The sequence below is a fragment of the Microbacterium sp. Beta genome (assembly GCF_005502545.1).
GTDB lineage: Bacteria > Actinomycetota > Actinomycetes > Actinomycetales > Microbacteriaceae > Microbacterium > Microbacterium oxydans.
In genome coordinates this window covers 12,944-37,051 of sequence record NZ_SCOG01000005.1, presented here as the reverse complement: position 1 = coordinate 37,051, position 24,108 = coordinate 12,944, and the positions used below count along the sequence as shown (strand labels likewise).

Genomic DNA, 24,108 nt, shown 5'->3' with positions numbered 1-24,108 from the left:
TCAGCGCGGCGGAAGCGTGTCGCGCCCCGGCGAGGCGGGCGTCCACCGCGTCATGCCCAGTGGCGCGGTGACGCTGCTCCGTTCCGGAAGGTCGCCCGGCAGCAGGTAGGGGCGACGGATCACCTCGTCGAGCACGACGACGCTGACCACCGTACGCACCTCGGGCAGCTGGGCGATCACCCCGGTGGAGAACTCGTGCACGCCGCTGACATCGACGGCCCGGATGAGGAGCATCGCATCGTGCTCGCCCGTCGTGATGGCGCACCATTCGACGTCCGGCATCTCCGTCACGCGTTCGCGGAACGACGCCCACGCCTGCGGCATCACCGTGACGAACACGAGCGCCCCGATCGACAGCCCGGCCCTCGCCTGATCCACGCGGGCACTGAAGCCGGTGATCACCCCCTCGTGCACGAGCGACTCGACGCGGGTGTAGGCGTTCGCGCGAGAGATGCCGACCTTGTCGGCGAGGGCGGCGATCGAGACACGACCGTTATCACGGAGCACTTCGAGGATTCTGTACGCCGTCTCGTCCAAGGGTGCGGCACTTCGTCCAGAATGCTTCGACTCTTCCGCATTCTTGCTGGACATATTGTTACCCACAATCGAGGTTCTGGACAGAGCGTGCCGAGGTGACCCGCTCTTGCTGGACACATCGTCGCATATGATGCGAATCTGATCCACGGTCGTCCACATCGGTGGCGGCTCACCCGAATGTACTCCTCGCCCTTGGAGGCCCTCATGTCGTCACGCCGTATCACCCCGGTCATCGCGCTCGGAGCCGTCGCGCTCCTCGCGCTCGCAGGTTGCTCGGGAGGGAACTCGGCGAACAACGGCGGGTCTTCCGGGAGCTCCGACTCCCTCGTCATCGACACCGCGTTCTCGATCGAGACCACCGACCCGGGTCACACCTACGACCCGACCGGCAACATGATCGCCAAGGCGCTCTACGAGACCCTCGTCGACTTCGAGGGCTCCGACGTCTCCACCCCGGTTCCGGGCCTCGCGTCGTGGGAGCAGAACGACGAGGCGACCGAGTTCACCTTCACCCTCGAGGGTGACCGCGTCTTCTCCGACGGCTCGCCCATCGAGGCGAAGGACGTCGTGTTCTCGCTGCAGCGCATCCAGGGCATGGAAGACGCCAAGCCCAACTTCCTCCTCGGCGGCCTGACCATCACCGAGGTCGACGACAAGACGATCCAGTTCACGTCTGAGACCCCGCTGCTGCAGCTGCCCGCGATCCTCGCGAACCCGGCACTCGGCATCGTCAACTCCGATGTCGTGATCGAGAACGGCGGCGCGACCGACGGCACCGACTCGGCGCAGAAGTTCCTCGACGGCGCATCCGCCGGCTCCGGACCGTTCGTGCTCGACACCCTCGACCTCAGCTCGCAGGTCGTGCTCACCAAGAACGACGAGTACAACGGCGACGAGGCGACGGACTACAAGCGCGTCGTCGTGCGCAACGTCTCCGAGAGCGCGACGCAGCTCGCCAACCTCAAGGGCGGCGACTCGATGGTTGCGATGGACCTGAACGGCGACCAGGTCGCCGGTCTCGGCGACGACATCACCGTCGACTCCGTTCCTTCCGGTCAGACCATCTTCCTGCTGCTGAATCAGGGTGCCGCCGGCGGCGACCTGGCGAACGTCAAGATCGCCGAGGCGATCCGCTACGCACTCGACTACGACGCACTGCTGGAGCTGGCCGGTGCCGGCTCCGTCCAGGCGACCGGCGTCATCCCTCCCGGGTTCGAGGGCGCGCTCGACAGCGGTGTGAAGCAGGACCTCACCAAGGCCAAGGCCGCACTCGCCGAGGCCGGATACACGGGGCAGACGCTCAAGCTGCAGTTCCCGAACGACTACCCGGTCGGCGGCGTGGAGTTCACCCCCCTCGCCGAGCGCGTGCAGGCCCAGCTCGAAGACGCCGGCATCACGGTCGACCTCGCCCCCGCGCCGTTCGCGACCGAGCTCGACGCCTACGTCAACGGCACCGAGGGCTTCGGCCTGTGGTTCTGGGGCCCGGACTACGCCGACTCGGCGAACTTCCTGCCCTTCGCTCCGGGTCTGAAGGTCGGCCTCCGTGCCGGCTGGGCCGCCGAGGCCAACCCGGAGATCGCGGGCATCGCCGCCGGTGCTGCCGCAGCGACCGACTCCGAGCAGCGCACGTCCGCGTTCACCGCGTTCGCCGAGGCGATGCAGGCCGAGGGTCCCTTCGTCCCGCTCATCGTCCCCGGTCGCAACATCTCGTCTGCCGACAGCGTGAAGGGCGCCGTGTACAACTCCGTGTGGGAGATGGACATCGCCGAGATCACGCCCGCCGGCTGATCGGACGACTCATGACGACAGTGGCCGTGCAGAGGCAGGCGCAGCGGCGCCGCTCGCCTCTCGTCGGGTACCTGCTGCGGCGGGCCGGCACCTCCCTGCTCCTGCTGGTGGGCGTGACGATCGTCACCTTCGCGCTCACCAACCTGGTGCCGGGAGACCCGGTCTCGGCAGCGCTCGGTGAGGGCGCGTCGCAGAACCCCGCGACGCGCGAGGCGTTCATCAAGGCGAACGGACTCGACCAGCCACTGTTCGTGCAGTACTTCATCTATATGGGGAACCTCCTGCGCGGAGACCTCGGCACGTCGCTGGTGACCGGACGCCCGGTCACCAGCGACCTCGCCACCGCCGTTCCCGCGACGATCGAGATCGCGATCGGGGCGATCATCGTCAGCCTCGCGGTCAGCATCGTGCTCGGCACGCTTGCGGCCTACCGCCGCGGACTCGTCACCGACCAGGTCATCCGCGTGGTCACCCTGGTCGGCCTGAGCGTGCCGACCTTCTGGCTGGCGCTCGTCAGCTTCTATGTCTTCTTCCTCGAGCTGCGCATCGCGCCGGGCTCCGGCCGTATCTCGCCCTCGATCACGCCGCCGCCGCGGGTGACCGGGCTCTACACGGTCGACTACCTCGTGAACGGCGACGCGGTCGGGTTCTTCGACGCGCTCGCTCACCTGGCTCTTCCGGTCATGGTGCTCTCACTCGTGACCATCGGACTGCTGACCCGCTTCATCCGCACCTCGGTGCTCGAGGTGCTCGGCAGCGACTACGTGCGAGCCGCCCGCGCCAAGGGGCTCCCGGCCATGCGCGTCATCCTCGACTACGTGCTGCGCGGAGCCTCGCTACCGATCCTCACGGTGGTGGGCGTCGCGTTCGGTGCCCTGCTCTCCGGCACGGTGCTCGTCGAGTCGGTGTTCGCGTGGCCGGGTCTGGGAACCTACGCCTACAACTCCGCCGCGAACCTCGACCTGCCCGGCATCATGGGCGTCGGTCTCGTAGTCGGCGTCATCTACCTCCTCATCAACTTCATCGTCGACCTGCTCTACGGCGTGCTCGACCCGAGAGTGAGGATCGCATGAGCCGCATCGCCGCAGCGACCCCTGCCGGACGCTTCCGTTTCCGCTGGCCGCGTGCCTGGCGCACCCCGCTCGGCATCATCGGCACCGTGATCGCCGGTGCGTGGATCATCGTCGCCTTCACCGCGCAGTGGTGGGTGCCGTACCCGCCGAACGCGCAGGTGCTCCCTCGACTGCAGGCGCCGGGCATCGACACGCTTCTCGGCACCGACGGCAACGGCCGCGACATCTTCTCGCGTCTGATGACCGGCGCCACCGTGAGCCTTCCGCTCGCGCTCATGCTCGTGATCGCCGCCATGATCATCGGCACGCTCATCGGCGCGCTCGCCGGATACTTCGGCGGCTGGGTCGACGAGACCCTCATGCGCATCACCGATCTGTTCATGGCGTTCCCGACCGTGATCCTCGCGATGGTGGTGGCCGCCTCCCTCGGGCCATCGCTGTTCAACGCCGTGATCGCGGCGATCGTGGTGTCGTGGCCGCAGTACTCCCGCGTCACCCGCAGCATCGTGCTGGGCCTGCGCGGGCAGAACTACGTGATCGCCGGTCGCCTGCTCGGCCACTCGCCGGCTCGCACGCTGTTCGTCGACATCCTCCCGAACATCGCCGGTCCGGTTCTGGTGCTCGCGACGCTCGACATCGGTGCGGCGATCCTGCTCCTCTCGGGACTCTCCTTCCTGGGCCTCGGCGCCCAGCCGCCGACTGCGGAATGGGGCTCGATGATCTCCGGTGCGATGCAGAACTTCGACGCCTGGTGGCTGGGCGTCTTCCCGGGCCTCGCGATCCTCACGGTCGTGCTGGCGTTCAACTTCCTCGGAGATGCGATGCGCGATGTGCTCGACCCGACGGCCGAGATCACGCATGAGAAGGCCGCGGAGCACAAGGCGTCAGCGACGGGGGTGGCGGCATGACCTCGGCGCAGGGAAACTCGTCCCTCAGCATCCGTGATCTGACCATCGACATCGGACGCCCGCTCGTGAAGGGCGTCTCGCTCGAGCTCGAGGCCGGCCGTATCCACGGTCTCGCCGGCGAGTCGGGGTCGGGCAAGACGCTCACCTCGCTCGCCGTGCTCGGGCTGCTGCCGCGTCAGGCGCGCGTCGGGGGATCGATCCTGCTCGCGGGGGAGGAGCTGGTGGGCCTGAAGCGCCGCTCCCTCAACACGGTGCGTGGCAAGCGGATCGCCATGGTGTTTCAGGACCCGTCGGCGTCGCTGCACCCGCAGCTGCCCGTCGGTCGTCAACTCACCGACCACATGCGCGTGCATCTCGGGCTCAAGGGTGCGGCGGCGCGGGCACGCGCCGTCGAACTGCTCGAGACCGTGCAGGTGCCCAATCCGACGGAGGCGCTGAAACGGTATCCGCACCAGTTCTCCGGCGGCCAGCGTCAGCGCATCGCGATCGCCTGCGCCCTCGCCTGTGACCCCGAGGTGCTGCTGGCGGATGAGCCCACCACCGCGCTCGACGTGACCGTGCAGGCGGGGATCCTCCAGCTGCTGCGAGACCTCGCCGTGGAGCGGAACCTGGCAGTGCTCCTCGTGACGCACGACCTCGGCGTGATGAGCGCGATCGCCGACACGGTGGCCGTGATGAAGGACGGCCGGATCGTGGAGCTCGCCGATCGCGAGACCCTGTTCCGCGATCCGCAGCACGAGTACACGCGCATGCTGCTCGCGGCCCTCCCGGGTTCGCGCATCGATGAGGCACCGGAAGGGCAGGCCGCAGATGAGTGAGGTCGCTGTCCTCGACGCGCAGGACGTGGTCGTGCGCTACCCGGGCAACCCGCCGGTGATCGCCGTGAACGGTGTGTCGATCAGTGTCGCAGCGGGCGAGACCGTCGCTCTGGTCGGTGAGTCCGGCAGCGGCAAGTCCAGCCTCGCCCGAGCCGTGGTCGGCATCGAGAAGATCGCCGCGGGGACCGTGCTCTTCCGGGATGCTCCGGTCGCCCCGCTCGGCATCCGGCGGCGGGGGCTCGCGCTCACCGGCATCCAGATGGTGTTCCAGGACCCGGCGACCTCGCTGAACCCCCGGCGCCGGGTCGGTGACCAGATCGCCGACGGGATCGCCACCGCCAAGGCGCGGGGTGCCGAAGGGTCCACGGTCGAGGAGTGGCTCGAGCGCGTCGGCCTGCCGACGAATGTGAGCACCCGCTTCCCGCACCAGTTCTCGGGCGGGCAGAAGCAGCGCATCGCGATCGCGAGGGCGCTGGCGGCTCGGCCTTCGCTGCTCGTGGCCGATGAGCCGATCTCGGCGCTCGACGCCTCGACCCAGACGAGTGTCGCCGGCCTGATGCGCGACCTGGTGGCCGAGTCCGGCGCGGGCATGCTGTTCATCTCGCACGACCTCGCCGTGGTGCGCCGCATCGCCGACCGCACGTTCGTGATGTTCGGCGGTCGCGTGCTCGAGTCGGGTCCGACGGATCAGCTCTGGGCCGCGCCGAGGCATCCTTATACGCAGGCGCTCCTGGCGGCGATCCCCGAGCCCGACGGCGCCGGGCGCATCCCTGCCGCCCCCACGGTCGACGACCGCACCGTGTGGGCGGAGGTTCCCCCGGTCGCGTACTGACCCGCGGTGCCTCCTGCGAAAACGGAGACGACCCCTCCCTTGGGCGGAGTGTCGAGGTGCGACACTCCGCGCTGTGAAGGGATCGTCTCCGTTTTCGCCTTCGGCCCTGCGGATGCAGCTCCTGCGGATGCAGAGCGCGCGGATGTCAGAGTGGTGCGACGATGTCCTGCTTCACGTCCCACTCGGTGACTTCCTGGATGCTCTCGATCTTCTGGCCCTCGACCTCGGTGGAGGCGTTGGCGGCGAGCACCGCGTAATCGCTCGTGACCTCGAAGACCATCGCGACGCTGGTGCCCTGCGCCTCCGAGGTGCCGGTGAGGAGGAACACGTCCTGGCCCAGACGCGTGCCTTTACCGGTGACGGTGTACTCGCCGGACAGCGTGTCGGCCACGCCCATCGGGTCGGACGCGTCGACGGCCTTCGCGGCCGTGCTGAGCGTGCTGATCTCCTGGTCGGTCGAGTTCTCGTCGGCGACCTGCCACTCGCCCGTCGCGGACTTGACCCACGCGTCATCGCCGATCACGATGACCGACCCGAACGTGGTGGTGGTCTCGACCGCGTCGTCGGCCGGGTTGTAGCGCGTGGTCGACTCCATGCCCAGGGTCGTCATCTTCGCGGAGAACCCGGCGGTGTCGGTCATGGCGGCCGTGACGCACTCCGCGAGAGTGGCACCGTCGATGGTCGTGCCCTCCTTCAACTCGGGGCAGTCCGCCTGCGGTGCTTCCGCCTCCTGCGAGGCTCCGGCACTGGGCTTCTTCTCGGCGGTCGAGTCCGATCCGCTTCCGGTGCATCCGGTGAGCAGCACGGCGGCGGCGAGCACGACGCCGACCCCCCATTTGTTGACGCGCATCGCGTCCCCCCTCTGGTCGAACGCCCGATGACCGTCATCGGGCACTCTTTCCAGCATGCCAAACACCCCAGGAGTTCCCGTCACCACCGACCGCTGTGTCGGGGTCTTGTTCGCGCCCGCACCGCTCTTCCGCTAGACTGTCGAGGTTGTCTGCCTTGCGGCGTCCATTCGGGATTCCAGAGGCGGGCACGTGCACACACCCTCCTGCTCCCGGGAAATTCCCGAGAGCCGTTCTAGTCCGAAGGAGGTGGGTAAGTGACGCACCAGTACGAACTCATGGTCATTCTGACCCCCGAGATCGACGAGCGCCAGGTCGCACCTACGCTCGACAAGTTCCTGAAGGTCATCACCAACGATGGTGGCTCTATCGAGAACGTCGACATCTGGGGCAAGCGCCGTCTCGCCTACGAGATCCAGAAGAAGACCGAGGGCATCTACGCCGTCGTCAACTTCACCGCGACCAGTGCCGCCACGCAGGAGCTCGACCGTCAGCTGAAGCTGAACGAGCAGATCATGCGCACCAAGGTGCTCCGCGCTGAAGAGGCTCAGGCGATGATCGCTTCCGAGGCCAAGCGCTCCGAAGAGAAGGCTGCCCGCAAGGCCGCCAAGGCTGCGAAGGCCTAAGTCTCATGGCCGGCGAAACCGTCATCACCGTGGTGGGAAACCTCACGGCCGACCCCGAGCTGCGCTACACGCAGAACGGGCTGCCGGTGGCGAACTTCACCATCGCATCGACGCCTCGGAACTTCGACCGTGCCGCGAATGAGTGGAAGGACGGCGACGCGCTGTTCCTCCGTGCATCCGTCTGGCGCGAGTTCGCCGAGCATGTGGCAGGTTCGCTGACGAAGGGCATGCGCGTCATCGCGCAGGGCCGTCTGCGTCAGCGCTCCTACCAGGACCGCGAGGGCAACCAGCGCACCGCGATCGAGCTGGAGGTCGACGAGATCGGCCCCTCGCTCCGGTACGCGACCGCGCAGGTCACCCGTGCGGCCTCGACCGGCGGTGCCGGCGGCGGTGGCGGTGGACAGTCTCGCCCCGCGCAGCAGCAGGTGTCGGAGGAGCCGTGGTCCACGCCCGGCTCGTCGACCAGTGCCGATGCCTGGAGCACTCCGGGCAGCTTCGGCGACGACACCCCGTTCTGAAAACACTTCTCTGGCCCTGAGCTGGACCCCTGGGTCCCTGAGCTCGTCGAAGGGCCGCTCATCACTAAGGAAAAACTATGGCTGGAAAGTCGAGCGGCGACCGCCGCAAGCCGCGGAAGGGTGGCAAGCCCACCGCTCCCGCGAAGTCCATCCGGGTCGGTGTCATCGATTACAAGGATGTCGCCACCCTTCGCAAGTTCGTCTCGGAGCGCGGCAAGATCCGCGCCCGTCGTATCACCGGTGTCTCGGTGCAGGAGCAGCGTCTGATCGCCACGGCGATCAAGAACGCGCGCGAAATGGCGCTCCTGCCCTACGCTGGCGCCGGCCGGTAAGGGGTATCGAGATGGCAAAGCTGATTCTCACGAACGAGGTCGCCGGGCTCGGTAGCGCCGGTGACGTGGTCGAGGTCAAGAACGGGTACGCCCGTAACTTCCTCATCCCGCAGGGCTTCGCTACGGCGTGGACCCGCGGTGGCGAAAAGCAGGTCGCTTCGATCCAGGCCGCGCGTCAGGCACGCGCGATCCACGATCGTGACGACGCTGTCGCACTGAAGAACGCTCTCGAGGGCACCAAGGTGCGCCTCACGGTCAAGGCCGGCAAGGAGGGTCGTCTCTTCGGCTCCGTCAAGACCGACCACGTCGCGGATGCTGTCGCAGCCGCGGGCCTGGGTTCGATCGACAAGCGCAAGGTGCACATCCCGTCGCCGATCAAGGTGACCGGTGAGCACGAGGCGACCGTGCGTCTGCACGACGATGTCACCGCAGTCATCACGCTGCAGGTCATCGCCGCCAAGTAAGCACACGCGGCAAAGCCCCCTGTTCTTCGGGACGGGGGGCTTTCTGCGTCCTCGGATGAGGGAACGCCGCCTCAGAGGTCGCGGCCGTGCACGGGTCTGGCGTTCGCCGGGGGATCTCCGACCTCGTCGACGGTGTGGCCGGTGCAGGCCGCCGCTGTCACGCTCGCTCGTTCGACGCGCGAGACGGCGAACCACCGGATGGCATCGCGCAGTCGACACCAGCCGACCAGGTACCACCGCCCACCTGTGGAGGCGAACAACACGGGTTCGACGTCTCGGGTGGTCGCGACGCCGTCTCCCGAGGTGTAGCGGATGCGCACGACGCGCTGCTCCGACATCGCCTCCTCCAGCGCCGACCGGACCGCGCGCGACGGCGACGGGGGTGCGTCGACCCAGACGCGGTGGGCGAGCTCGTCCGCACCGGCGCGGGTGCGCGGGTCGAGGACGTCGATGATCTTGCTCACGGCGGCTGCGGCCAGATCGCCGTACGGGGCATCCGGGCTCGCCGACACGGCCGCCATCAGGGCCACGGCCTGCGCGGGGGAGAGCGTTACGGGTGGCAGGGACGCGCCCGCCGCCAGCCCGTAGCCCCCACCCGGGCCGGGGCGTGACCACAGCGGCGCGCCGCTGCGCCCGAGAGCGGCCAGGTCGCGCTTGACGGTGCGCACGGAGACCTCGAACTCGCGCGCCAGACGCTCGGCCGACACGCCCCGCGAACCGCTGCGGCGCAGCATCTCCGACAGGGCATGCAGTCGCTCCGCACGTTTCACGGGCGGACCATCACAGAATTCATGACATAGATAGTGACACACACCTGTCTGCCGTGCAGCGCAGGCTGGTGGCATGACACACACGAAGAGCAGCCCGACCATCCTTCTCATCGCCGGACATTGGCTGGGGGCTTGGGCGTGGGACGAGGTCCTCCCACACCTGGACGATGACGGCACTCGCGCGTCCGCGATGACGCTGCCCGGCCTCGACGCGGACGACCCCGACCGCGCCGCGAGGACTCTCGACGACCAGACGGAGGCGATACGCGAGGAGCTCGCCCGACTCGGGGCTTCGGCGGAACGGCGCGCAGTGATCGTCGCGCACAGCGGTGCGAATGCTCCGGTCAGCCTGATCCTCGATCGGCACCCTGAGCTGGTCGCACGCGTCGTCTGGGTCGATTCGGGACCGCTCGCATCCGGGAGTGTGTTCGCGCCCGACCTGCCGCACGACGTGGACGAGCTTCCCCTTCCGCCCTTCGACGTGCTCGGGCAGCAGGCGAGCCTGGAAGGCCTGAGCCCAGAGATGCTCGCCCGCTTCCGTGAACAGGCCGTCCCCGAGCCGGGCCCCGTGCTGCGCCAGTCCGTCGAGCTCGTGAACGACGACCGTCGTGCCGTACCCACCACCCTGGTGTGCTGCTCGATCCGGAGCGGGCAGGTGCGGGAGCTGGCGCAAGCGGGTCATCCGATGTTCGCGGAGGTCGCGCATCTGAAGGACGTCGACATGATCGACCTCCCCACGGGGCACTGGCCCATGTGGAGCCGGCCGGGCGACCTCGCCGAGCTGGTCCGGGCGGCGGCCGCCCGGACCAGCTGATCGAGTCGGAGCGCTACTCGCGCTCGCCTGCGACCTCGAAGATGTCGGTCGGGGTCTCCGCTGCCGCGGCACGCCGTTCCTCGCGCCGTGCGCGTCGCTCCGCGCGCTTCGCGATCCGGCGGTCCCGGCGGCGCTCCACCAGTGTGTAAAGGATCGGCACGAGCACGAGCGTGAGCAGCGTCGAGGACACGAGCCCGCCGATCACCACGATCGCGAGGGGCTTCGAGATGAACACGCCGCCACCGGTCAGCCCGAGTGACATCGGGATCAGGGCGAACACCGTGGCGGCCGCCGTCATCAGGATCGGACGGAGTCGCAGACGCGTGCCGTGCTCCACGGCGTCGTCGAGACTCGCGCCCGCCTCGCGGAGGCGGTTCACCAGGTCCATGAGCACGATCGCGTTCGTCACGACGATGCCGATCAGCATCAGCAGTCCGATCAGCGCGGGCAGGCCCATCGGAGTGCCAGTGAGGAGCAGCCCGAGGATCGCCCCGGTCGCCGCGAACGGGATCGAGATGAGCAGCACGAGCGGACCACGGAAGTTGCGGAACGTCGCCACCATCACCAGCAGCACGAGCACGATGGCGCCGAGCATTGCCAGACCGAGCTGGCTGAACGCCTCGTCCTGCTGCGCCGAGGCGCCGCCCTGTTCGAAGGTGACCCCTGCCGGCAGGTCGGTCTCGGCGATGGCCTTGTCGATGGCCAGTCCGGCGGCGGACAGTCCGCCCTTCTCCGGCGTCACCGTGAGCGTGACCTGGCGCTCACCATCGGCGCGTGTGATGGTCGGAGCAGTGAGCTCCTCCTCGACCGTGGCGATCGCGGCGAGCGGGATCGGGGTGCCGGTGACCTCGGCGGCCGCCTTCTGCTCGGCCTCGGCTGCCTCGGCCTCGGCCTGCTGGGCGGCGGCGTCGGAGCGGCTCTGACGCAGGGCCTTGATCTGCTCGTCGGCGGCCGTGATCCCGGACTGCGCGCCCTCGATCGCACTCTGGAGTGCGGCGAGCTGTTCTGCACGCTCCGTCTGGGCCTTGAGCATGGCCTCGTCGTCGGGGCTCAGTGGATCCGCCGGAACGATGGGTGCTGCCGACAGCTCGTCCAGTTGACGGTTGAGGGCACCGATCTGACCGGCCATCTCCGCTCGCTGCTTCGTGGCCGTGTTGATCTGCGAGTTGAGTTCGTTCTCCGCCTTGACCTTGGCCTCGTTCGCCTTCGCATCGGCCTTGGCCTGGAGGGCGTCCGCTGCCGCCTTCTGCGCTTCGGCGGTCTGCTGGGGCGTGACCGGAAGCATGATCTCACCGAGCTTGTCGGCCGTGCGTGCCGATCCCGGCGTGCGCACGACGATGTCCCGCTCCTGGCCCTCGTACATGAGGGTGCCGACCGTGGTTCCGGACAGCGCCTCCTGAACGGCCTTGGCGATCATGGAGCGGTCGAATCCGAGGCGCGTGGCCAGCGGCTCGTCGACCTTCACGCGCAGCACCGGCTGTTCACCGGAGAGCTCGCTCTTCACGGAGCGCACTCCGTCGGCGTCGGCCAGCTGCTTCTCGAGCAGGTCGCTCGCCGTCCGCAGCGCGGTGGGGTCGTTGCCCTGGATCTGGAGGTCGATGCCGTCGCTCGCCCCTGCGAGGGACGCGTCCTGCGCGGCGAGCTCGATTTCTCCGCTGTCGGGCAGCCCGTCGAGGGCCTTCTGCACCTGTGCTTCGACATCCGCGACCTCGGCGCCGTCCTCCACGCGGAGGTCGTACGTGATCGAGGTGGGTGTGCCGGGGGTCGGCACCGGGATCGACGTGGTGATGTCGGCGATGCCGTCGATCTTCCCGAGCGTCTTCTCCACCGGTTCCGCCGCGGCGACCAGATCGGCCGTGGCCTCCTTCGGCGGGGTCTGCACGACCTGGAGGCTCGCCTGGCCGGACGACCCCAGGAAGTCCGTCTGGATGAACGGGGTCATGCCGAGGGTCACGACCAGCAGCAGCGCGGAGGCCACGAGTGTGATCACCGGGTGCCGACGGGTCGCGTTGAGGGCCGGCATGAACGTGCGCTGCAGGCGGTCCGGAGCGGAGTGGATCTCGTCGAGCTCCGACGGGATGTCGCTCTCGCGGGCGGGTTCGGCGAAGGAGGAGGCCGTCCCGAGCGCTGCCGTCACCGCTGTCGTCGTCGCCGCGGCGGCAGTACTCCCGTCCTCGACCGACTCCGCCGACGAGGGCTGCGCCTCCTCGGGGGTCGACGTCCGGTGTCGGGGTGCCTTGTTCAAGAACCACGAGGCGAGCACGGGCACGATGGTGAGCGACACCACGAGCGACGCGAGCAGGGCGATCGAGACGGTCACAGCGAACGGGCGGAACAGCTGACCGGCGATACCCGAGACGAACGCGATCGGAAGGAACACCGCGACGGTGGTGAGCGTCGATGCGGTGATGGCGCCGGCGACCTGCCGCACGGATGCGACGATGCCGTCGATCGTGAGCGGACCATCGCCGCGTCGCCGCGAGATGTTCTCGATCACGACGATCGAGTCGTCGACCACGCGTCCGATCGCGATCGTGAGCGCGCCGAGGGTCAGGATGTTGAGAGTGTTGCCGCTCCACCACAGGCCCACGAGAGTGATGAGCAGCGACAGCGGGATCGAGACCGCCGCGATGATCGTCGAGCGCCATGAGCGCAGGAAGGCGAGGATCACGAGCACCGCGAAGAGCAGGCCGAGACCGCCTTCCACGGAGAGGTCGTGGATCGACTGCTCGATGTAGGGCGCCTGGTCGAAGATGGTGACGAACTCGGCGTCCAGGATCGGTGCGAGCCGGTCGAGCTCGGCGTTCACGCCGTGCGAGATGTCGACGACGTTGGCGCCCTGAGAGGGGATGACCTGGAGAGTGAGGGAGGGCTTGCCGTTGACGCGCGAGATGGTCTGCGCTGGAACCGTCTCGATCGAGACGTCGGCGAAGTCGGCCACCGCGACCGCGCCGTCGGGGGTGGGGACGGAGAGGGTCTGGATGTCCTCCAGGGTCGCCAGCCGGGATCCGACCGTGATCGAGAGCGGGCCCTCGGCCGAATCCGCCTGGCCGGCGGGGAGCGCCGCTCCGTGGGCCTCCAGGAGCGGTCCGAGTGTGGAGGGCTCGACCTTGAGGCGCGTGACGTCTGCGGAGCGGAGGTCGATCGTGATGCGCTGCGTCTCCTGACCGGCGAGCGTGACGTCGCGAACACCTGAGACGGTCTTCAGCGCCGGGACGACCGTCTGCTGCAGGGCGTCCCCGAAGGCCTCCTGGTCGCCGGTGGTCCCCGCGCTCAGCACCATCGCGGGCAGGTCTCCCGCGCCCCCCGAGGCCACATTGACCTCGGTGCCGGAGGGGAAGCCGGGCTTCAGGGACTCCGCCGCGCTGCGGATGGTGCGCAACGTCTCCTCGTCGTCTTCGCCGAAGGTCCACTCGACGAGGACCTGCGCGTCGCCGGTCGCCGTCGTCGAGGTGACGCTGGTCACGCCGGGTACGGCGCGGACCGCCTGCTCCAGCGGCTCGGTGATGGTGCTCGCCATCTCCTCGGGGGCAAGACCCTGCGACTGCGCCGAGATGAAAGCCATGGGCGCCTGCAGCGACGGCATCAGCTCCTGCTTGAGCGAGTTCATCGATATCAGCCCGAGGGCGACGATCGCGAGCGTCGCGAGCGAGAGGATGAGGCGGTTCTTGAGACTGCTGCGGGTGAGGAACGACATGGCGCGTTGGCGTGCTTTCGTGTGAGGCGCGACGGACGGACAGGCGGACGCGCGGCGGGTGCGGCCGGCGGGCAGCTGCCAGTCGTCGGGCCGTACCGGTTCCCGCCCGGTTCCTGCACAGATCGATGAGAGGCGACTGCGCAGCGGCGACACGGTCGATGCTTCGAGCCTGCCGGGTCGGCCGCACCGGGACATCCCCCCGAGGGCTGATACCGGTCATCCCGCGGGACGATGATCGGCCGGGAAGAGCACGGTTGCGGGAGCGTATGCGGTTCTGCATACACTCCCGCAACATCGGCTGCGCTTGGCTCGAAGGCATGAGTGCTCTCCTGGTGAACCCCACGTCTCGTCGCCGAACCGGCCTCCGCGCGTGACCGTGGTCTCGTCGCCACCGCGGGCGGCGTGGGGAGATGCCGCGAAGGGGCTGCTGATCGTCCTGGTGGTCTTCTGGCACGTCGTGCTGAAGACGTACCTGCAGGTCGATTGGCGCATCGGCATCCCGATCCCCGGTGTCTGGGGACTCGCCAGCGATCTCATCTGGCCGTTCCTGATGCCGTTGTTCCTGCTCGTCTCCGGCTACTTCGCCGCCGGTGCACTGGCGCGGCCATGGGCTGCCGTGTGGCGACCTCGGGTCGTGCGCTTCCTCTACCTCTATGTGGTGTGGACCCTCATCCACATGCTCGCGATGTGGGCGTTCCCCGACTTCCCCACGTTCGTTCCCCGCAGCGTGTCCGAGTTCGTCGAAGGGGTGACGATCAGCCCGCCGAACACCTGGTACCTCTACGCGCTCGCGCTGTACTTCCTCGTGGCCAAGGGGCTGCAGCGTCTTCCGCGCTGGACGCTCCTGGTCGCCGCATCGGCGCTGTCTGTCACAGTCGCCGCCGGCGTGGTCGACGTGGTGAGCAATCGAGGCTCGCTCCTCTACAACCTGCTGTTCTTCCTGGTCGGGGCCTATCTCGCGCCGCGGATCGGTCGTTTCACGGCACGGCCGCGGCGTCTCGCGGCAGGGGTGCTCCTGCTCGCCTACCTTGCCGCCTACGCCGTGATGCGAGTGACGGGCGCGGAGCAGGTGCCCGGCGTCTGGCCGATCGTGTCGTTCGTCGGAGTGACGATGGGTCTCGCCGTCGCGACCCTGCTCCCGGGGGTGCCGTTGCTGGGGAGAGGGCTGACATGGCTGGGGGCACGCACCCTGCCGGTCTACCTCCTCCACATGCCGCTCCTGGTGCTCGCGGATGCCGCACTGGTGGGTCCCCTGTCCGACGCAGGGAACGCCGCACAGCTCGTGGGCGCGCTGGTGCTCCCGCCGTTGCTGACGGGTGCACTCGTGGCGGCCTGCGTCTTCCTCGCGCGGCTCACGGAGCGCGATGGGCTGTCCTGGCTCTGGGGTCTTCCCCGGTTGCGGGCCGACCGGAGGAGTGGTGCCGCTCGCCCGCGCATCCCCTGGCGCAGTCCGGTGGCGGTGCTGGTGCTGGTCGCCATCGCCGTCGGGCTGAGCGCGGCGGCGGCGTTCCCGGCGCGCACGTCAGAGGCGCGCGCTTCGTCTGCGACGCGCTCGGGGGAGGTGAGCATCGGAGCGGTCGGGGACGTCCTCCTCTACGACGTGCAGCACGCCGTGCCGGATGATCGCGGCCGGGCATACTTCGACGATGTCCGTCCGTGGTTCACGGAGGACATCGTCACGGGGAACCTCGAACAGGCGATCAGTGCGGAGACCGGGTACGACAAGTGCGGCCGCAGCGCGAGCTGCCTGGCGTTCCGGAGCGATCCCGATGCCGCCGCCCACCTGCAGGGCTTCGACCTGCTCAACCAGGCCAACAACCACAGCCACGACTACGGGAGGACGGGTTTCGACGAGACGAGGACGCTCCTGCGTGCGGTGGGGATCTACGCCGTGGGGGAGCGCGACGAGATCGTCGTCACCCGCGTCGGGAGCACCTCGGTGGCGATGGTCGGATTCGCGCCCTACAGCGGCTTCAACCGCATCACCGACCTGCGGCACGTGCGGCAGCTGGTGCGCGCTGCTGCGGCGCAGGCCGACATCGTGGTCGTGCATGCGCACATGGGGGCGGAGGGCCCCGGAGCCGACGCGGTGACACCGGGCACCGAGTTCATGTACGGCGAGAACAGGGGAGACCCGATCGCGTTCGCGCACGCAGCGGTCGACGCGGGCGCCGATCTGGTGATCGGACATGGCCCGCATGTGCTCCGCGGGGCGGAGTTCTACCGCGGGCGTCTGATCGCCTACAGCCTGGGCAACTTCGGGGGCGGGGGAGTGTTCGGCGCCGAGGAGGAGACACGCTACGGCGCCTATCTCTCCGTCCGGCTGCGAGCGGACGGCAGCCTCGTGGCCGGGCGGGTGCGACCCGTGCGGTTCGAGTTCGACGGTGGCGCGCCGCATCCCGACTCGACCGGTCGGGTGACCGACCTGATGAACGAGCGGAGTCGGCGTGACTTCCCCGACACGGCGGCGCTCATCGACGAGGGCGGTGTGCTCCGGGTGCCATAGCGCGCGTCGGGGCTGGTCGAAGGTCGTCGAAGACTGGACGAAAGTCTCCCCGGTTCGGCGTAATGATCCGACCTCCCGTTCCATCTCTCAGGTGTGAGGGTTGCTCGGTCGAAAGGGGGCCGGGCATTGCGAGGGGTGAGGGAAATCGTGAGTGGTCGAAGCCCAGCGGATCGGCTTATGGATGAGTTGGAGGTCGAGTGCGGGGCGAGCGTGCAATGCGTCACGGATCGGGTCTCCGCCATGATGGGGATCGATATCGAAGTGCAGGTTCTCGGTGAGGCGGAATGGCAGGCGACGCCCAGGCACGTGTTGGTGGAGGGTGATCGCGCCAGGATCCCCGTCCGGGCTTCCGACCCGCGCTGGTATCGGTTGCATGTGGTCGTCCACGAACTCGCGCATCTGCTGAGCGGAGACTCCCGCTGCACCGCCCTTCCGATGTCGTTCGATCAGCTCCGGCGCCCCGCCCAGGCGCGAGTGCTCATGCATGCGGGTATCAGCGGCTTCGAGCCGGACGAACCGGGTGCAGGCGAGATCGCCGAGCAGCAGGCCGATGTCATCGCTCGTCGCCTGGGCGCCTTGCTCTGAACCATCGCGCGGGAGCGCATGAACCGCCCGGGCATCCGGGCGCGACGGATGCCCCGTGGGTGGGATTCCACGGGGCATCCGCCCTTCTGCGCCGGCGTCGAACGACGGTGTGAGCTGGGGGCTACGACTCCGTCGACGTATGGGGTGGACGCAGCGGCGCACCGGCGGTGCGGGTCTCCTCCCCCGAGGACGAGCGCACCGCCGGCGTCATCGCTACGCCGTCAGCCGGCGGCGTCGCAGCAGTCCAGCGCCTCCGAGGAGAAGCAGGATCGCGGCGAGGGCGATCAGTCCTTCAGTAGGCGCTCCACCCGTCATCGCGAGCCCGTGGGCCTGGCCGGTGGTCGCTGCGCCCGAGGCGAAAGCGGCTCCGGACGTGCCGGGGGTCGAGCTGGCGGGGTTCGTGCCCGGGATGGTGCCGGGGTCGGTGCCCGGGTTGGTGCCGGGATCCGTTCCGGGGTCCGTTCCGGGATCCGTGCCTGGGTCCGTTCCTGGGTCCGTACCGGGGTTGGTTCCCGTGCCGGGATCGGTCACCGTGGCCTCGCCGATCACGGAGATGGCGTTGCCGCCGAGCGTGATCGGCACGTTGACCGGCAGCGCCACCTGGGTGCCGCCGAGGATGCCGTCGGTTCCGGTGGTGGTGTTGCCTCCGGTGGCCGGGGCGGGAGTGGTGGTCCCGCCGGTTCCGGTGCGGGTGACGGTGGCGTCATCGAGGACGGAGATCGCGTTGCCGGTCACGCCGATCGGGGCGGTGACGGGTGCGGTGATCTGGGTGCCGCCGAGGACGCTGTCGGTTCCGGTGGTGGTGTTGCCTCCGGTCGCGGGAGCGGGGGATGCGGTCGCAGCCGCTCCGCTGCCCGCGGCCGAGGTGTCGCCGAGCAGGGAGATCGCGTTGCCCGACACCGTGACGGGTGCCGTGACGGGCGCGGTCGCCTGCGTGCCGCCGAGGATCGCGTCGTCGCCCGAGGTGCCCGCCGACGTGGCCGGAGCGGACGAGCCAGACGGACCGGCGGTGCCGGCGCCCGTCGAGCTCGTGTCGCCGAGCAGGGAGATCGCGTTGCCCGACACCGTGACGGGTGCCGTGACGGGCGCGATGACCTGTGTGCCACTGCCGACGCCGTCCTCACCGGACGTCGTCGATCCGGTCGGGGTGGAGGGCGCCGGTGCTGCGGCTCCCTGCCCGGTCGGAGCCGTGCTCTCGGTGTCGCCGAGAACCGACACGGCGTTGCCCGTCACGGTGATCGGCGCGTTGACCGCGAGCAGTGCCTGGGTGCCCGAGAGCACTCCGTCCAGGCCGTTCGTGGTCACGAGAGGCGCCCCGGCCGAAGGGTCGGTCTGGGGAGCCGAGCTCTGGGGAGTCCCGGCCGGGGCGCTGGTCGTCGACGTGTCGGTCACGCTCACGGCGTTGTTCGACACGGTCACGGGAAGATTGACGGTGACGGCGGCCTGAGTACCGGACGCCGTCCCCGACTCGCCGCTCGTCTCGGCAGGTGCCGGAGCGGGCGCAGGTGCCGGGGCGGGCGCCGGCGCGGGGGTTGGCGAGCTCGACACGACGGCGTCGCTCACCACGGAGATGGCGTTGTTCACGACGGAGACCGGGGCGGTGATCGCCGTCTCCGCCTGGGTTCCGGAGAGCAGTCCGTCGTCTCCGGTCGTCTCGGCCGCGTTCGCGACCGTCGCGCCGAAGAGCGTGATGCCCCCGGCGATGAGCGTGCCCCAGAGGGCCCGCTTCAAGGAAGTACGCATGATGGTTCTCCTGACTGGGTGGATCGTCTGATGGGTGCACGCGAGCGGAGTGCGCGTGCAGCACGGCATCTGTCGTTCCTCGGAAGGAACGACGTGACGATCCGTCAGTCAGGAGAGACGTCGGTGTCGGCGACCGGCGAGGAGGGTACCTCGTCGTCGGAAGCGCCGGAGGTCCGCTCGCCAGCACGGAGCGGAGAAGCGTTCGCGTCGCTGAGACGCGCGGGGGACGTGCCGCTTCCGCCGCCGGAACCGGCAGAGGAAGACGCGGGAACCGCGGTGCCGAGCGCGCCTCCGGGCGGAGACCCCGCGGGCACAGGAGTGGTGTGGTCGTGGGCAGCGGTGGTGCTCTCGCTCGCTGAGCGCAGGGTCGATGGAGGTGCCACGGGGGCGGACCCCGAGGTCGGTGTCCCCGATGGTGTCGCGGCGGCAGGCTGCGTCGCGAGGACGGCGGCCGCCACGACCGCGGGTTCGGCGATGACGCCGGAGACCTCGCCTGGTTCCTGGATCGGTTCCTGGGTCGTCGGAGGATTCGTCGGGTCGATGGCTTCCAGTACGGGAGGGACGGTCTCGTTCGTCACGTTCCCGAGGAGGGCCGTGGTGTCGTCGACGACATCGACCACGTCGCCGACCGCCGAGATCAGGCCGAGGTCGGAGGCGAGTCCGCCGACGACGGGGATGCCGGACACGGCCTCGAGAACCGGGTCGGTGATCTGCGAGACCGGCGCTCCGGTGAGGGTATCGGTGACCGGGGCGACGACGGTGGCCGCCGTCTCGGTCACGGCGTTCACGACGGGTGCCACTGTCGGCCCGACGACCGGTGCACTCGTGACCGGCTGCGTGACGGCGGCGACCACGGCGGGGGCGGCCTGCTGCACGGGGGCGACCACATGAGTGACCACGGGAGCGACCACCTGCGTGACCACCGGAGCCACGGGGGTCGTGACGGTGGACACCGTCTCGCTGACCAGTGTGGTGAGTCCGTCGAGGGGGCCGTCTTCCTGTTCGTCCGCGTGCGCGGACCCGCCCGCGAAGAGCACGGCGAGCGTCGTCAACGCGAGCACGCCGATGCCACCCCAGAAGACGCCGGCAGATATGCCGCGTCGGGTGGCTCGAGCGTCCACGTCAACCTCCCCCTCAGAAGGCCAAGCACGTGTGCCTCCCCCTCAGAAGGCAACGCCTGTCGACGCAGGTGCGTCGATTGCGGGTGACGATACTCGCGCAAAGGCGATCTGTCTAGGGGGTTATCCGCGGGTTTCTGCGGATGTCAGCGCGTGACGCGCCCGAGGAAATCTCGGCTTGACTTTCCCCAGGTTCTACACATCCCGAACGCGCAGAGGGCAACCTTCAACGCCCGATTTAAACTGATTTTCATCCACAGCCTGGGGAATCGATAAAAGCCTGTTCAAAGGCGATAAAAAAGTTTGGATACGCGCTCCTCCACGGGGTTATCCACACCCGTTGTGCACAGACACTCCAGGCTTGTTCGCACGCTCTCCACAGAGTTATCCACAGCCCGTCTTGCATGGGGAAACAGTCGCTCGTAGCGTGGGCGAGCGACCGAATGTCGGAAGCCTCTGTTCTGCTGTTCAGGACGGCGTGAGCGCCGAGACCCGAGGGGCCCGCCCCCGGCCGTCGCACCACGACATCGCATCGGAAACGTCGCATCGAAGGGAAGACTGTGTCGATCGCCGACATCTCAGAGGAGCGCATGGGCGCGAAGCGCGCGCCGGAGCGCACGCCTCCCCACGATCTCCTCGCCGAGCAGAGCGCCCTGGGCGGAATGCTCCTGTCGAAGGACGCGGTCGCGGATGTCATCGAGACCCTCAAGGGCGCCGACTTCTACATCCCGAAGCACGAGCTGATCTTCGAAGCGATCCTGTCGCTGTATTCGCACGGCGAGCCCACCGACGTCGTCGCCGTCACCGATGAGCTCATCAAGACCGGCGAGCTCGGTCGCGCCGGCGGCGCCGACTACCTGCACACGCTGACGTCGATCGTCCCCACGGCCGCGAATGCCGGCTACTACGCCGGTATCGTCTCGGAGCGCGCCATCCTGCGCCGCCTCGTCGACGCCGGCACCCGCATCGTGCAGCTCGGCTACGCCGGTGAGGGCGATGCGACCGACATCGTCAACAACGCGCAGGCCGAGATCTACTCGATCACCGGATCCGAGACGGCCGAAGACTACGTGCCGCTGCAGATCGCCGTCGATGCCGCGCTCGAAGAGATCGAGGCTGCCAGCGGTCGCGACGGGTCGATGACCGGGGTGCCGACCGGCTTCAAAGAGCTCGACGAGCTCACCAACGGCCTGCACGGTGGTCAGATGATCGTCGTCGCCGCTCGACCCGCCATGGGTAAGTCCACGCTCGCGCTCGACTTCGCGCGGGCGGCGTCCATCGGTCACAACCTCCCCTCCGTCTTCTTCTCGCTCGAGATGGGCAAGAGCGAGATCGCCATGCGTCTGCTCAGCGCCGAAGGTGCCATCCCCTTGCAGAACATGCGAAAGGGAAACCTCGACCCGCGCGACTGGACCACGGTCGCCGCGACGCGAGGGCGCATCAACGACGCTCCGCTCTACATCGACGACAGCCCCAACATGACGCTCGTCGAGATCCGCGCGAAGTGCCGTCGCCTGAAGCAGCGCGAGGGTCTGCGCATGGTCATCATCGACTATCTGCAGCTCATGACCTCGGGCAAGCGCGTCGAGTCGCGTCAGCAGGAGGTCTCGGAGTTCTCGCGAAGCCTCAAGCTCATCGCCAAGGAGCTGCAGGTTCCGGTCATCGCCCTGTCGCAACTGAACCGTGGTCCGGAGCAGCGCACCGACAAGAAGCCCGCCATCAGCGACCTGCGAGAGTCCGGCTCGATCGAGCAGGACGCCGACATGGTCATCCTGCTGCACCGCGACTCGGTCTACGACAAGGACGTGCGTCCCGGTGAGGCCGACCTGATCGTCGCCAAGCACCGTAACGGTCCGACCGCGACGATCACGGTCGCGTTCCAGGGGCACTACTCGCGCTTCGCCGACATGGCTCCCGGCGGCGACTTCAACTTGTAGGTTCCACGCCGAAATGACATATTCCACGGGTAGTTGGCAGGCACTTGGCATCTCTGCCAAGTGCCGTGGACACGCGCTTGTGGCTGAGGCGTGTGGTTCTGGGGAGGGAGTCGGTTCCAGTCCGTAGGGTCGGAACGCTGGCCTGGGTTGAGTTGCGAAGCACTGGGGGTTGTTGTGGGGTCAGATTTTCGGTTGTGGTCGGATGAGCCATCGGCGACAGACTTGCTGTCGTTCGATGCGATCGCGGACACCGTGGTCGATGCGCTATTCGACGGTGAGCTGGATCCAGTTGCTCTCGGTCTTGAGGGCGCTTGGGGTAGCGGCAAGACGACGGTGCTGCATCTGATTGAAAATCGGATCGCCACGGAGAACGTGGATGGTCAAGTGGTTGTCGTGGTTCGGTCGAACCCTTGGCAGTACGACCCGGCAGTGGGCGCCAAAGAGAGTTTGATAGCCGAGATCCTCGGTGCGTTGAGTGCTGAGTTTGACGCGTCCGACCCTGTGGGATCGGCGGGTCTGACTGCACTGAAGGCGCTGGTGAAGCGTGTCAACTGGTCCAAGGCTGTGAAGATGGCGGCCCGAACGGCTTTGACCTTGCAGCTTCCGTCGTTGGACGACGTCTTTGACTTGGTCAGCGACGACCCTGAGTCACTCGATTCGCCCAAGGGCATGGCGTCTTTCAAGGAGGAGTTCCAGAAGCTGCTGGCCGACCCGGCGTTGGCGCATGTGTCGCGAGTCGTCGTGTTGGTCGACGACCTCGATCGATGTCTACCGCCGACTGTGGTCGAGACTCTCGAGACGATCCGCTTGTTCCTGTCGGTCCCGGGGATGTGCTTCGTCGTGGCTGCGGATGAGGCGCGGGTCGCGGAGGCGATTCGGATGCATCTTGGAACACCGCTTGTCGGGGACGGGCGAGAGAGTGTTGCGAGCTTGTATCTCCACAAGATCGTGCAGACGACGGTGCCAGTTCCGGCATTGAGCGCGTTCGACACGCGGGCATACTTGTTCCTACTTCTGGCGAAGCAGGAGTGCGGCAGTGATGATGCGTTCGCAGAGCTGGTGCGGGCGTGTGGTGAGCTGCGCGTCGCTGCCGGGAGCCTCGATGACCTGGAGCTGCCGGCGGATGGTTCGTTGCGGTCTGCGATGCAGAGCGCGGCGAGGTTGACCCCGATTCTGTATGAGAAGTTGCAGGCGAACCCGCGTCGAATCAAGCGGTTCATGAATGACTTGAACGTCCGGCAGTCGATCGCGGATCGGCGAGGGATTGCATTGTCGCCGGATGCGGTCGCGAAACTCATGGTGCTGGAGCGCACGTTGCCGACCGACTTCGACACTCTGCTCGGTTGGCTGAGCGCGGGGGTGCTGCGTCCCCGGCTGGAGCGTTTGTCCGAGGTCGCAGAGTCCGGCGCCGCCGCCGATCGCGGGGACGCAGATGATGGGGAAGGTGTCGACGAAGAGTCGTTCTCGGCAACCATGATCCGGTGGGCCAAGCTTCCGCCTGCCCTCGACGCGGCTGCGGCTGGCGGGTACTTGACGCTTGCGGCGGCGTTCCATGGTCGGCTGCTCGTCGACGAGGGGCTTCCGGAACAGTTGCGGGATATCGCTGCGGCATTGGCGTCAAGGTCGCAGATCGAACGTGAGGCGGTATCTCAGGACGAGCTACAGGCCTTGCCTCTGGGAGATGTGTCGGTGCTGCTCGATCATCTCGGCCGACGCCTCCAGGACGAGCCGGGCGTGCAGTTCGCGGCGGTGAACGCGATCATCACACTGGCGCGACTGCATCCGGCGGTACAGCAGGAGGCGCTCGTCGCCCTGGCTCGGCTGCGCGCGACCGATGTGAATGCCTCGACGGTGATGCTGTTCCGTTCCATCGAAGCTCAGTACGTCGATGTCCTTGAGGGGTGGCGCGTGGTGGGTGCCGACGATACCGACACCTCGAAGGCGCTGACATCGCTGCTCGGGCCGGTGGTGGCGTCCTGATGGGAACTAGTGGTGTGTACAAGGGAGGCGGCGGTGCAGCGGCTGCCGGACTGAGGGATGCGCTGAGCGACTGGCTTGACAGCGCATCCGCGCCATCGGCTCCCGCAGCTGGCGGCCCGACGATCGACGGGCGCCTGGATCCGAAGCGTGTGGGCGGGGCGTTGCGGTTGTGGTCCGGCCCGTCGGGTGGTGGCCGATCGGGTCGCGCTGGAGG

General features: G+C 68.3%; 20 protein-coding genes. 14 read left to right on the top strand and 6 right to left on the bottom strand.

The features are described 5' to 3' along the window. The gene (locus FFS56_RS06980) at positions 1 to 591 is read right to left on the bottom strand and encodes an Lrp/AsnC family transcriptional regulator (RefSeq protein ID WP_267901532.1); all 591 of its coding nucleotides are present in this window, start codon (positions 589 to 591) and stop codon (positions 1 to 3) included. Positions 592 to 741: 150 nt separating this feature from the next. Here FFS56_RS06980 and FFS56_RS06975 point away from each other — a divergent pair, with 150 nt between their 5' ends. The 5 genes from FFS56_RS06975 to FFS56_RS06955 are packed head-to-tail and all read left to right on the top strand — an operon-like array spanning position 742 to position 5,956. Then, positions 742 to 2,325 (top strand): ABC transporter substrate-binding protein, encoded by a 1,584-nt coding sequence (locus tag FFS56_RS06975; protein WP_046748521.1) that lies wholly within the window; start codon positions 742 to 744, stop codon positions 2,323 to 2,325. 11 nt (positions 2,326 to 2,336) lie between these two features. Beyond that, positions 2,337 to 3,398, top strand: a complete 1,062-nt coding sequence (locus FFS56_RS06970) for an ABC transporter permease (RefSeq protein ID WP_127012877.1) — start codon at positions 2,337 to 2,339, stop codon at positions 3,396 to 3,398. Further along, positions 3,395 to 4,306 (top strand): ABC transporter permease, encoded by a 912-nt coding sequence (locus FFS56_RS06965; RefSeq protein WP_017203805.1) that lies wholly within the window; start codon positions 3,395 to 3,397, stop codon positions 4,304 to 4,306. The genes FFS56_RS06970 and FFS56_RS06965 overlap by 4 nt, the downstream gene beginning before the upstream one ends. Next, positions 4,303 to 5,124: an ABC transporter ATP-binding protein gene (locus tag FFS56_RS06960; protein ID WP_046748523.1), complete on the top strand. Its 822-nt coding sequence runs from the start codon at positions 4,303 to 4,305 to the stop codon at positions 5,122 to 5,124. Before FFS56_RS06965 ends, FFS56_RS06960 begins: the two co-directional genes overlap by 4 nt. Continuing rightward, positions 5,117 to 5,956: an ATP-binding cassette domain-containing protein gene (locus tag FFS56_RS06955; protein WP_127012876.1), complete on the top strand. Its 840-nt coding sequence runs from the start codon at positions 5,117 to 5,119 to the stop codon at positions 5,954 to 5,956. Before FFS56_RS06960 ends, FFS56_RS06955 begins: the two co-directional genes overlap by 8 nt. 145 nt (positions 5,957 to 6,101) lie before the next feature. Here FFS56_RS06955 and FFS56_RS06950 read toward each other — a convergent pair whose 3' ends face one another. Next, complete coding sequence (locus tag FFS56_RS06950; protein ID WP_227751218.1) at positions 6,102 to 6,806, bottom strand: hypothetical protein; 705 nt, start codon at positions 6,804 to 6,806, stop codon at positions 6,102 to 6,104. Positions 6,807 to 7,061: 255 nt separating this feature from the next. Here FFS56_RS06950 and rpsF point away from each other — a divergent pair, with 255 nt between their 5' ends. The 4 genes from rpsF to rplI all read left to right on the top strand — a co-directional run bounded on the left by rpsF (position 7,062) and on the right by rplI (position 8,744). After that, complete coding sequence (rpsF, locus tag FFS56_RS06945; RefSeq protein ID WP_021201450.1) at positions 7,062 to 7,430, top strand: 30S ribosomal protein S6; 369 nt, start codon at positions 7,062 to 7,064, stop codon at positions 7,428 to 7,430. 5 nt (positions 7,431 to 7,435) lie between these two features. After that, positions 7,436 to 7,948, top strand: coding sequence for a single-stranded DNA-binding protein (locus tag FFS56_RS06940; RefSeq protein WP_045262453.1), 513 nt, complete (start codon positions 7,436 to 7,438; stop codon positions 7,946 to 7,948). A 77-nt stretch (positions 7,949 to 8,025) separates the two neighbouring features. Further along, positions 8,026 to 8,280: a 30S ribosomal protein S18 gene (gene rpsR / locus FFS56_RS06935; RefSeq protein WP_017829850.1), complete on the top strand. Its 255-nt coding sequence runs from the start codon at positions 8,026 to 8,028 to the stop codon at positions 8,278 to 8,280. Between the two features lie 11 nt (positions 8,281 to 8,291). Next, positions 8,292 to 8,744: a 50S ribosomal protein L9 gene (gene rplI / locus FFS56_RS06930; RefSeq protein WP_045262454.1), complete on the top strand. Its 453-nt coding sequence runs from the start codon at positions 8,292 to 8,294 to the stop codon at positions 8,742 to 8,744. Between the two features lie 71 nt (positions 8,745 to 8,815). Here the strand turns inward: rplI and FFS56_RS06925 are convergent, their stop codons facing one another. Beyond that, positions 8,816 to 9,514 (bottom strand): WYL domain-containing protein, encoded by a 699-nt coding sequence (locus FFS56_RS06925; protein ID WP_046748527.1) that lies wholly within the window; start codon positions 9,512 to 9,514, stop codon positions 8,816 to 8,818. Between the two features lie 73 nt (positions 9,515 to 9,587). On the opposite strand from FFS56_RS06925, the gene FFS56_RS06920 reads away from it, so the two are divergent. Next, the gene (locus FFS56_RS06920; RefSeq protein ID WP_127012875.1) at positions 9,588 to 10,328 is read left to right on the top strand and encodes an alpha/beta hydrolase; all 741 of its coding nucleotides are present in this window, start codon (positions 9,588 to 9,590) and stop codon (positions 10,326 to 10,328) included. Between the two features lie 13 nt (positions 10,329 to 10,341). Here FFS56_RS06920 and FFS56_RS06915 read toward each other — a convergent pair whose 3' ends face one another. Continuing rightward, positions 10,342 to 14,025 (bottom strand): efflux RND transporter permease subunit, encoded by a 3,684-nt coding sequence (locus tag FFS56_RS06915; protein ID WP_127012874.1) that lies wholly within the window; start codon positions 14,023 to 14,025, stop codon positions 10,342 to 10,344. Positions 14,026 to 14,395: 370 nt separating this feature from the next. Here FFS56_RS06915 and FFS56_RS06910 point away from each other — a divergent pair, with 370 nt between their 5' ends. Together FFS56_RS06910 and FFS56_RS06905 are read left to right on the top strand one after the other, a co-directional pair. After that, positions 14,396 to 16,531, top strand: coding sequence for a CapA family protein (locus FFS56_RS06910; RefSeq protein WP_127012873.1), 2,136 nt, complete (start codon positions 14,396 to 14,398; stop codon positions 16,529 to 16,531). A gap of 177 nt (positions 16,532 to 16,708) precedes the next feature. Continuing rightward, positions 16,709 to 17,116, top strand: coding sequence for a hypothetical protein (locus FFS56_RS06905; protein WP_046748530.1), 408 nt, complete (start codon positions 16,709 to 16,711; stop codon positions 17,114 to 17,116). Positions 17,117 to 17,329: 213 nt separating this feature from the next. Here FFS56_RS06905 and FFS56_RS06900 read toward each other — a convergent pair whose 3' ends face one another. Together FFS56_RS06900 and FFS56_RS06895 are read right to left on the bottom strand one after the other, a co-directional pair. Next, on the bottom strand, positions 17,330 to 18,859 hold the full coding sequence (locus FFS56_RS06900) for a chaplin family protein (protein ID WP_127012872.1): 1,530 nt from the start codon (positions 18,857 to 18,859) through the stop codon (positions 17,330 to 17,332). Between the two features lie 104 nt (positions 18,860 to 18,963). After that, positions 18,964 to 19,980 (bottom strand): hypothetical protein, encoded by a 1,017-nt coding sequence (locus FFS56_RS06895; RefSeq protein WP_127012871.1) that lies wholly within the window; start codon positions 19,978 to 19,980, stop codon positions 18,964 to 18,966. Positions 19,981 to 20,567: 587 nt separating this feature from the next. Here FFS56_RS06895 and dnaB point away from each other — a divergent pair. Next, positions 20,568 to 21,914: a replicative DNA helicase gene (gene dnaB, locus FFS56_RS06890; RefSeq protein WP_171011024.1), complete on the top strand. Its 1,347-nt coding sequence runs from the start codon at positions 20,568 to 20,570 to the stop codon at positions 21,912 to 21,914. Between the two features lie 222 nt (positions 21,915 to 22,136). Next, entirely contained in the window at positions 22,137 to 23,894 is a 1,758-nt protein-coding gene (locus tag FFS56_RS06885) for a P-loop NTPase fold protein (protein ID WP_198553654.1), read from the top strand. Positions 23,895 to 24,108: the final 214 nt, after the last annotated feature.

Coding starts and splice junctions, on each gene's coding strand:
- FFS56_RS06980 (WP_267901532.1), bottom strand. CDS start 591: ATGTCCAGCAAGAATGCGGAAGAGTCGAAGCATTCTGGACGAAGTGCC.
- FFS56_RS06975 (WP_046748521.1), top strand. CDS start 742: ATGTCGTCACGCCGTATCACCCCGGTCATCGCGCTCGGAGCCGTCGCG.
- FFS56_RS06970 (WP_127012877.1), top strand. CDS start 2,337: ATGACGACAGTGGCCGTGCAGAGGCAGGCGCAGCGGCGCCGCTCGCCT.
- FFS56_RS06965 (WP_017203805.1), top strand. CDS start 3,395: ATGAGCCGCATCGCCGCAGCGACCCCTGCCGGACGCTTCCGTTTCCGC.
- FFS56_RS06960 (WP_046748523.1), top strand. CDS start 4,303: ATGACCTCGGCGCAGGGAAACTCGTCCCTCAGCATCCGTGATCTGACC.
- FFS56_RS06955 (WP_127012876.1), top strand. CDS start 5,117: ATGAGTGAGGTCGCTGTCCTCGACGCGCAGGACGTGGTCGTGCGCTAC.
- FFS56_RS06950 (WP_227751218.1), bottom strand. CDS start 6,806: ATGCGCGTCAACAAATGGGGGGTCGGCGTCGTGCTCGCCGCCGCCGTG.
- FFS56_RS06940 (WP_045262453.1), top strand. CDS start 7,436: ATGGCCGGCGAAACCGTCATCACCGTGGTGGGAAACCTCACGGCCGAC.
- rpsR (WP_017829850.1), top strand. CDS start 8,026: ATGGCTGGAAAGTCGAGCGGCGACCGCCGCAAGCCGCGGAAGGGTGGC.
- rplI (WP_045262454.1), top strand. CDS start 8,292: ATGGCAAAGCTGATTCTCACGAACGAGGTCGCCGGGCTCGGTAGCGCC.
- FFS56_RS06920 (WP_127012875.1), top strand. CDS start 9,588: ATGACACACACGAAGAGCAGCCCGACCATCCTTCTCATCGCCGGACAT.
- FFS56_RS06915 (WP_127012874.1), bottom strand. CDS start 14,025: ATGTCGTTCCTCACCCGCAGCAGTCTCAAGAACCGCCTCATCCTCTCG.
- FFS56_RS06905 (WP_046748530.1), top strand. CDS start 16,709: ATGGATGAGTTGGAGGTCGAGTGCGGGGCGAGCGTGCAATGCGTCACG.
- FFS56_RS06900 (WP_127012872.1), bottom strand. CDS start 18,859: ATGCGTACTTCCTTGAAGCGGGCCCTCTGGGGCACGCTCATCGCCGGG.
- dnaB (WP_171011024.1), top strand. CDS start 20,568: ATGGGCGCGAAGCGCGCGCCGGAGCGCACGCCTCCCCACGATCTCCTC.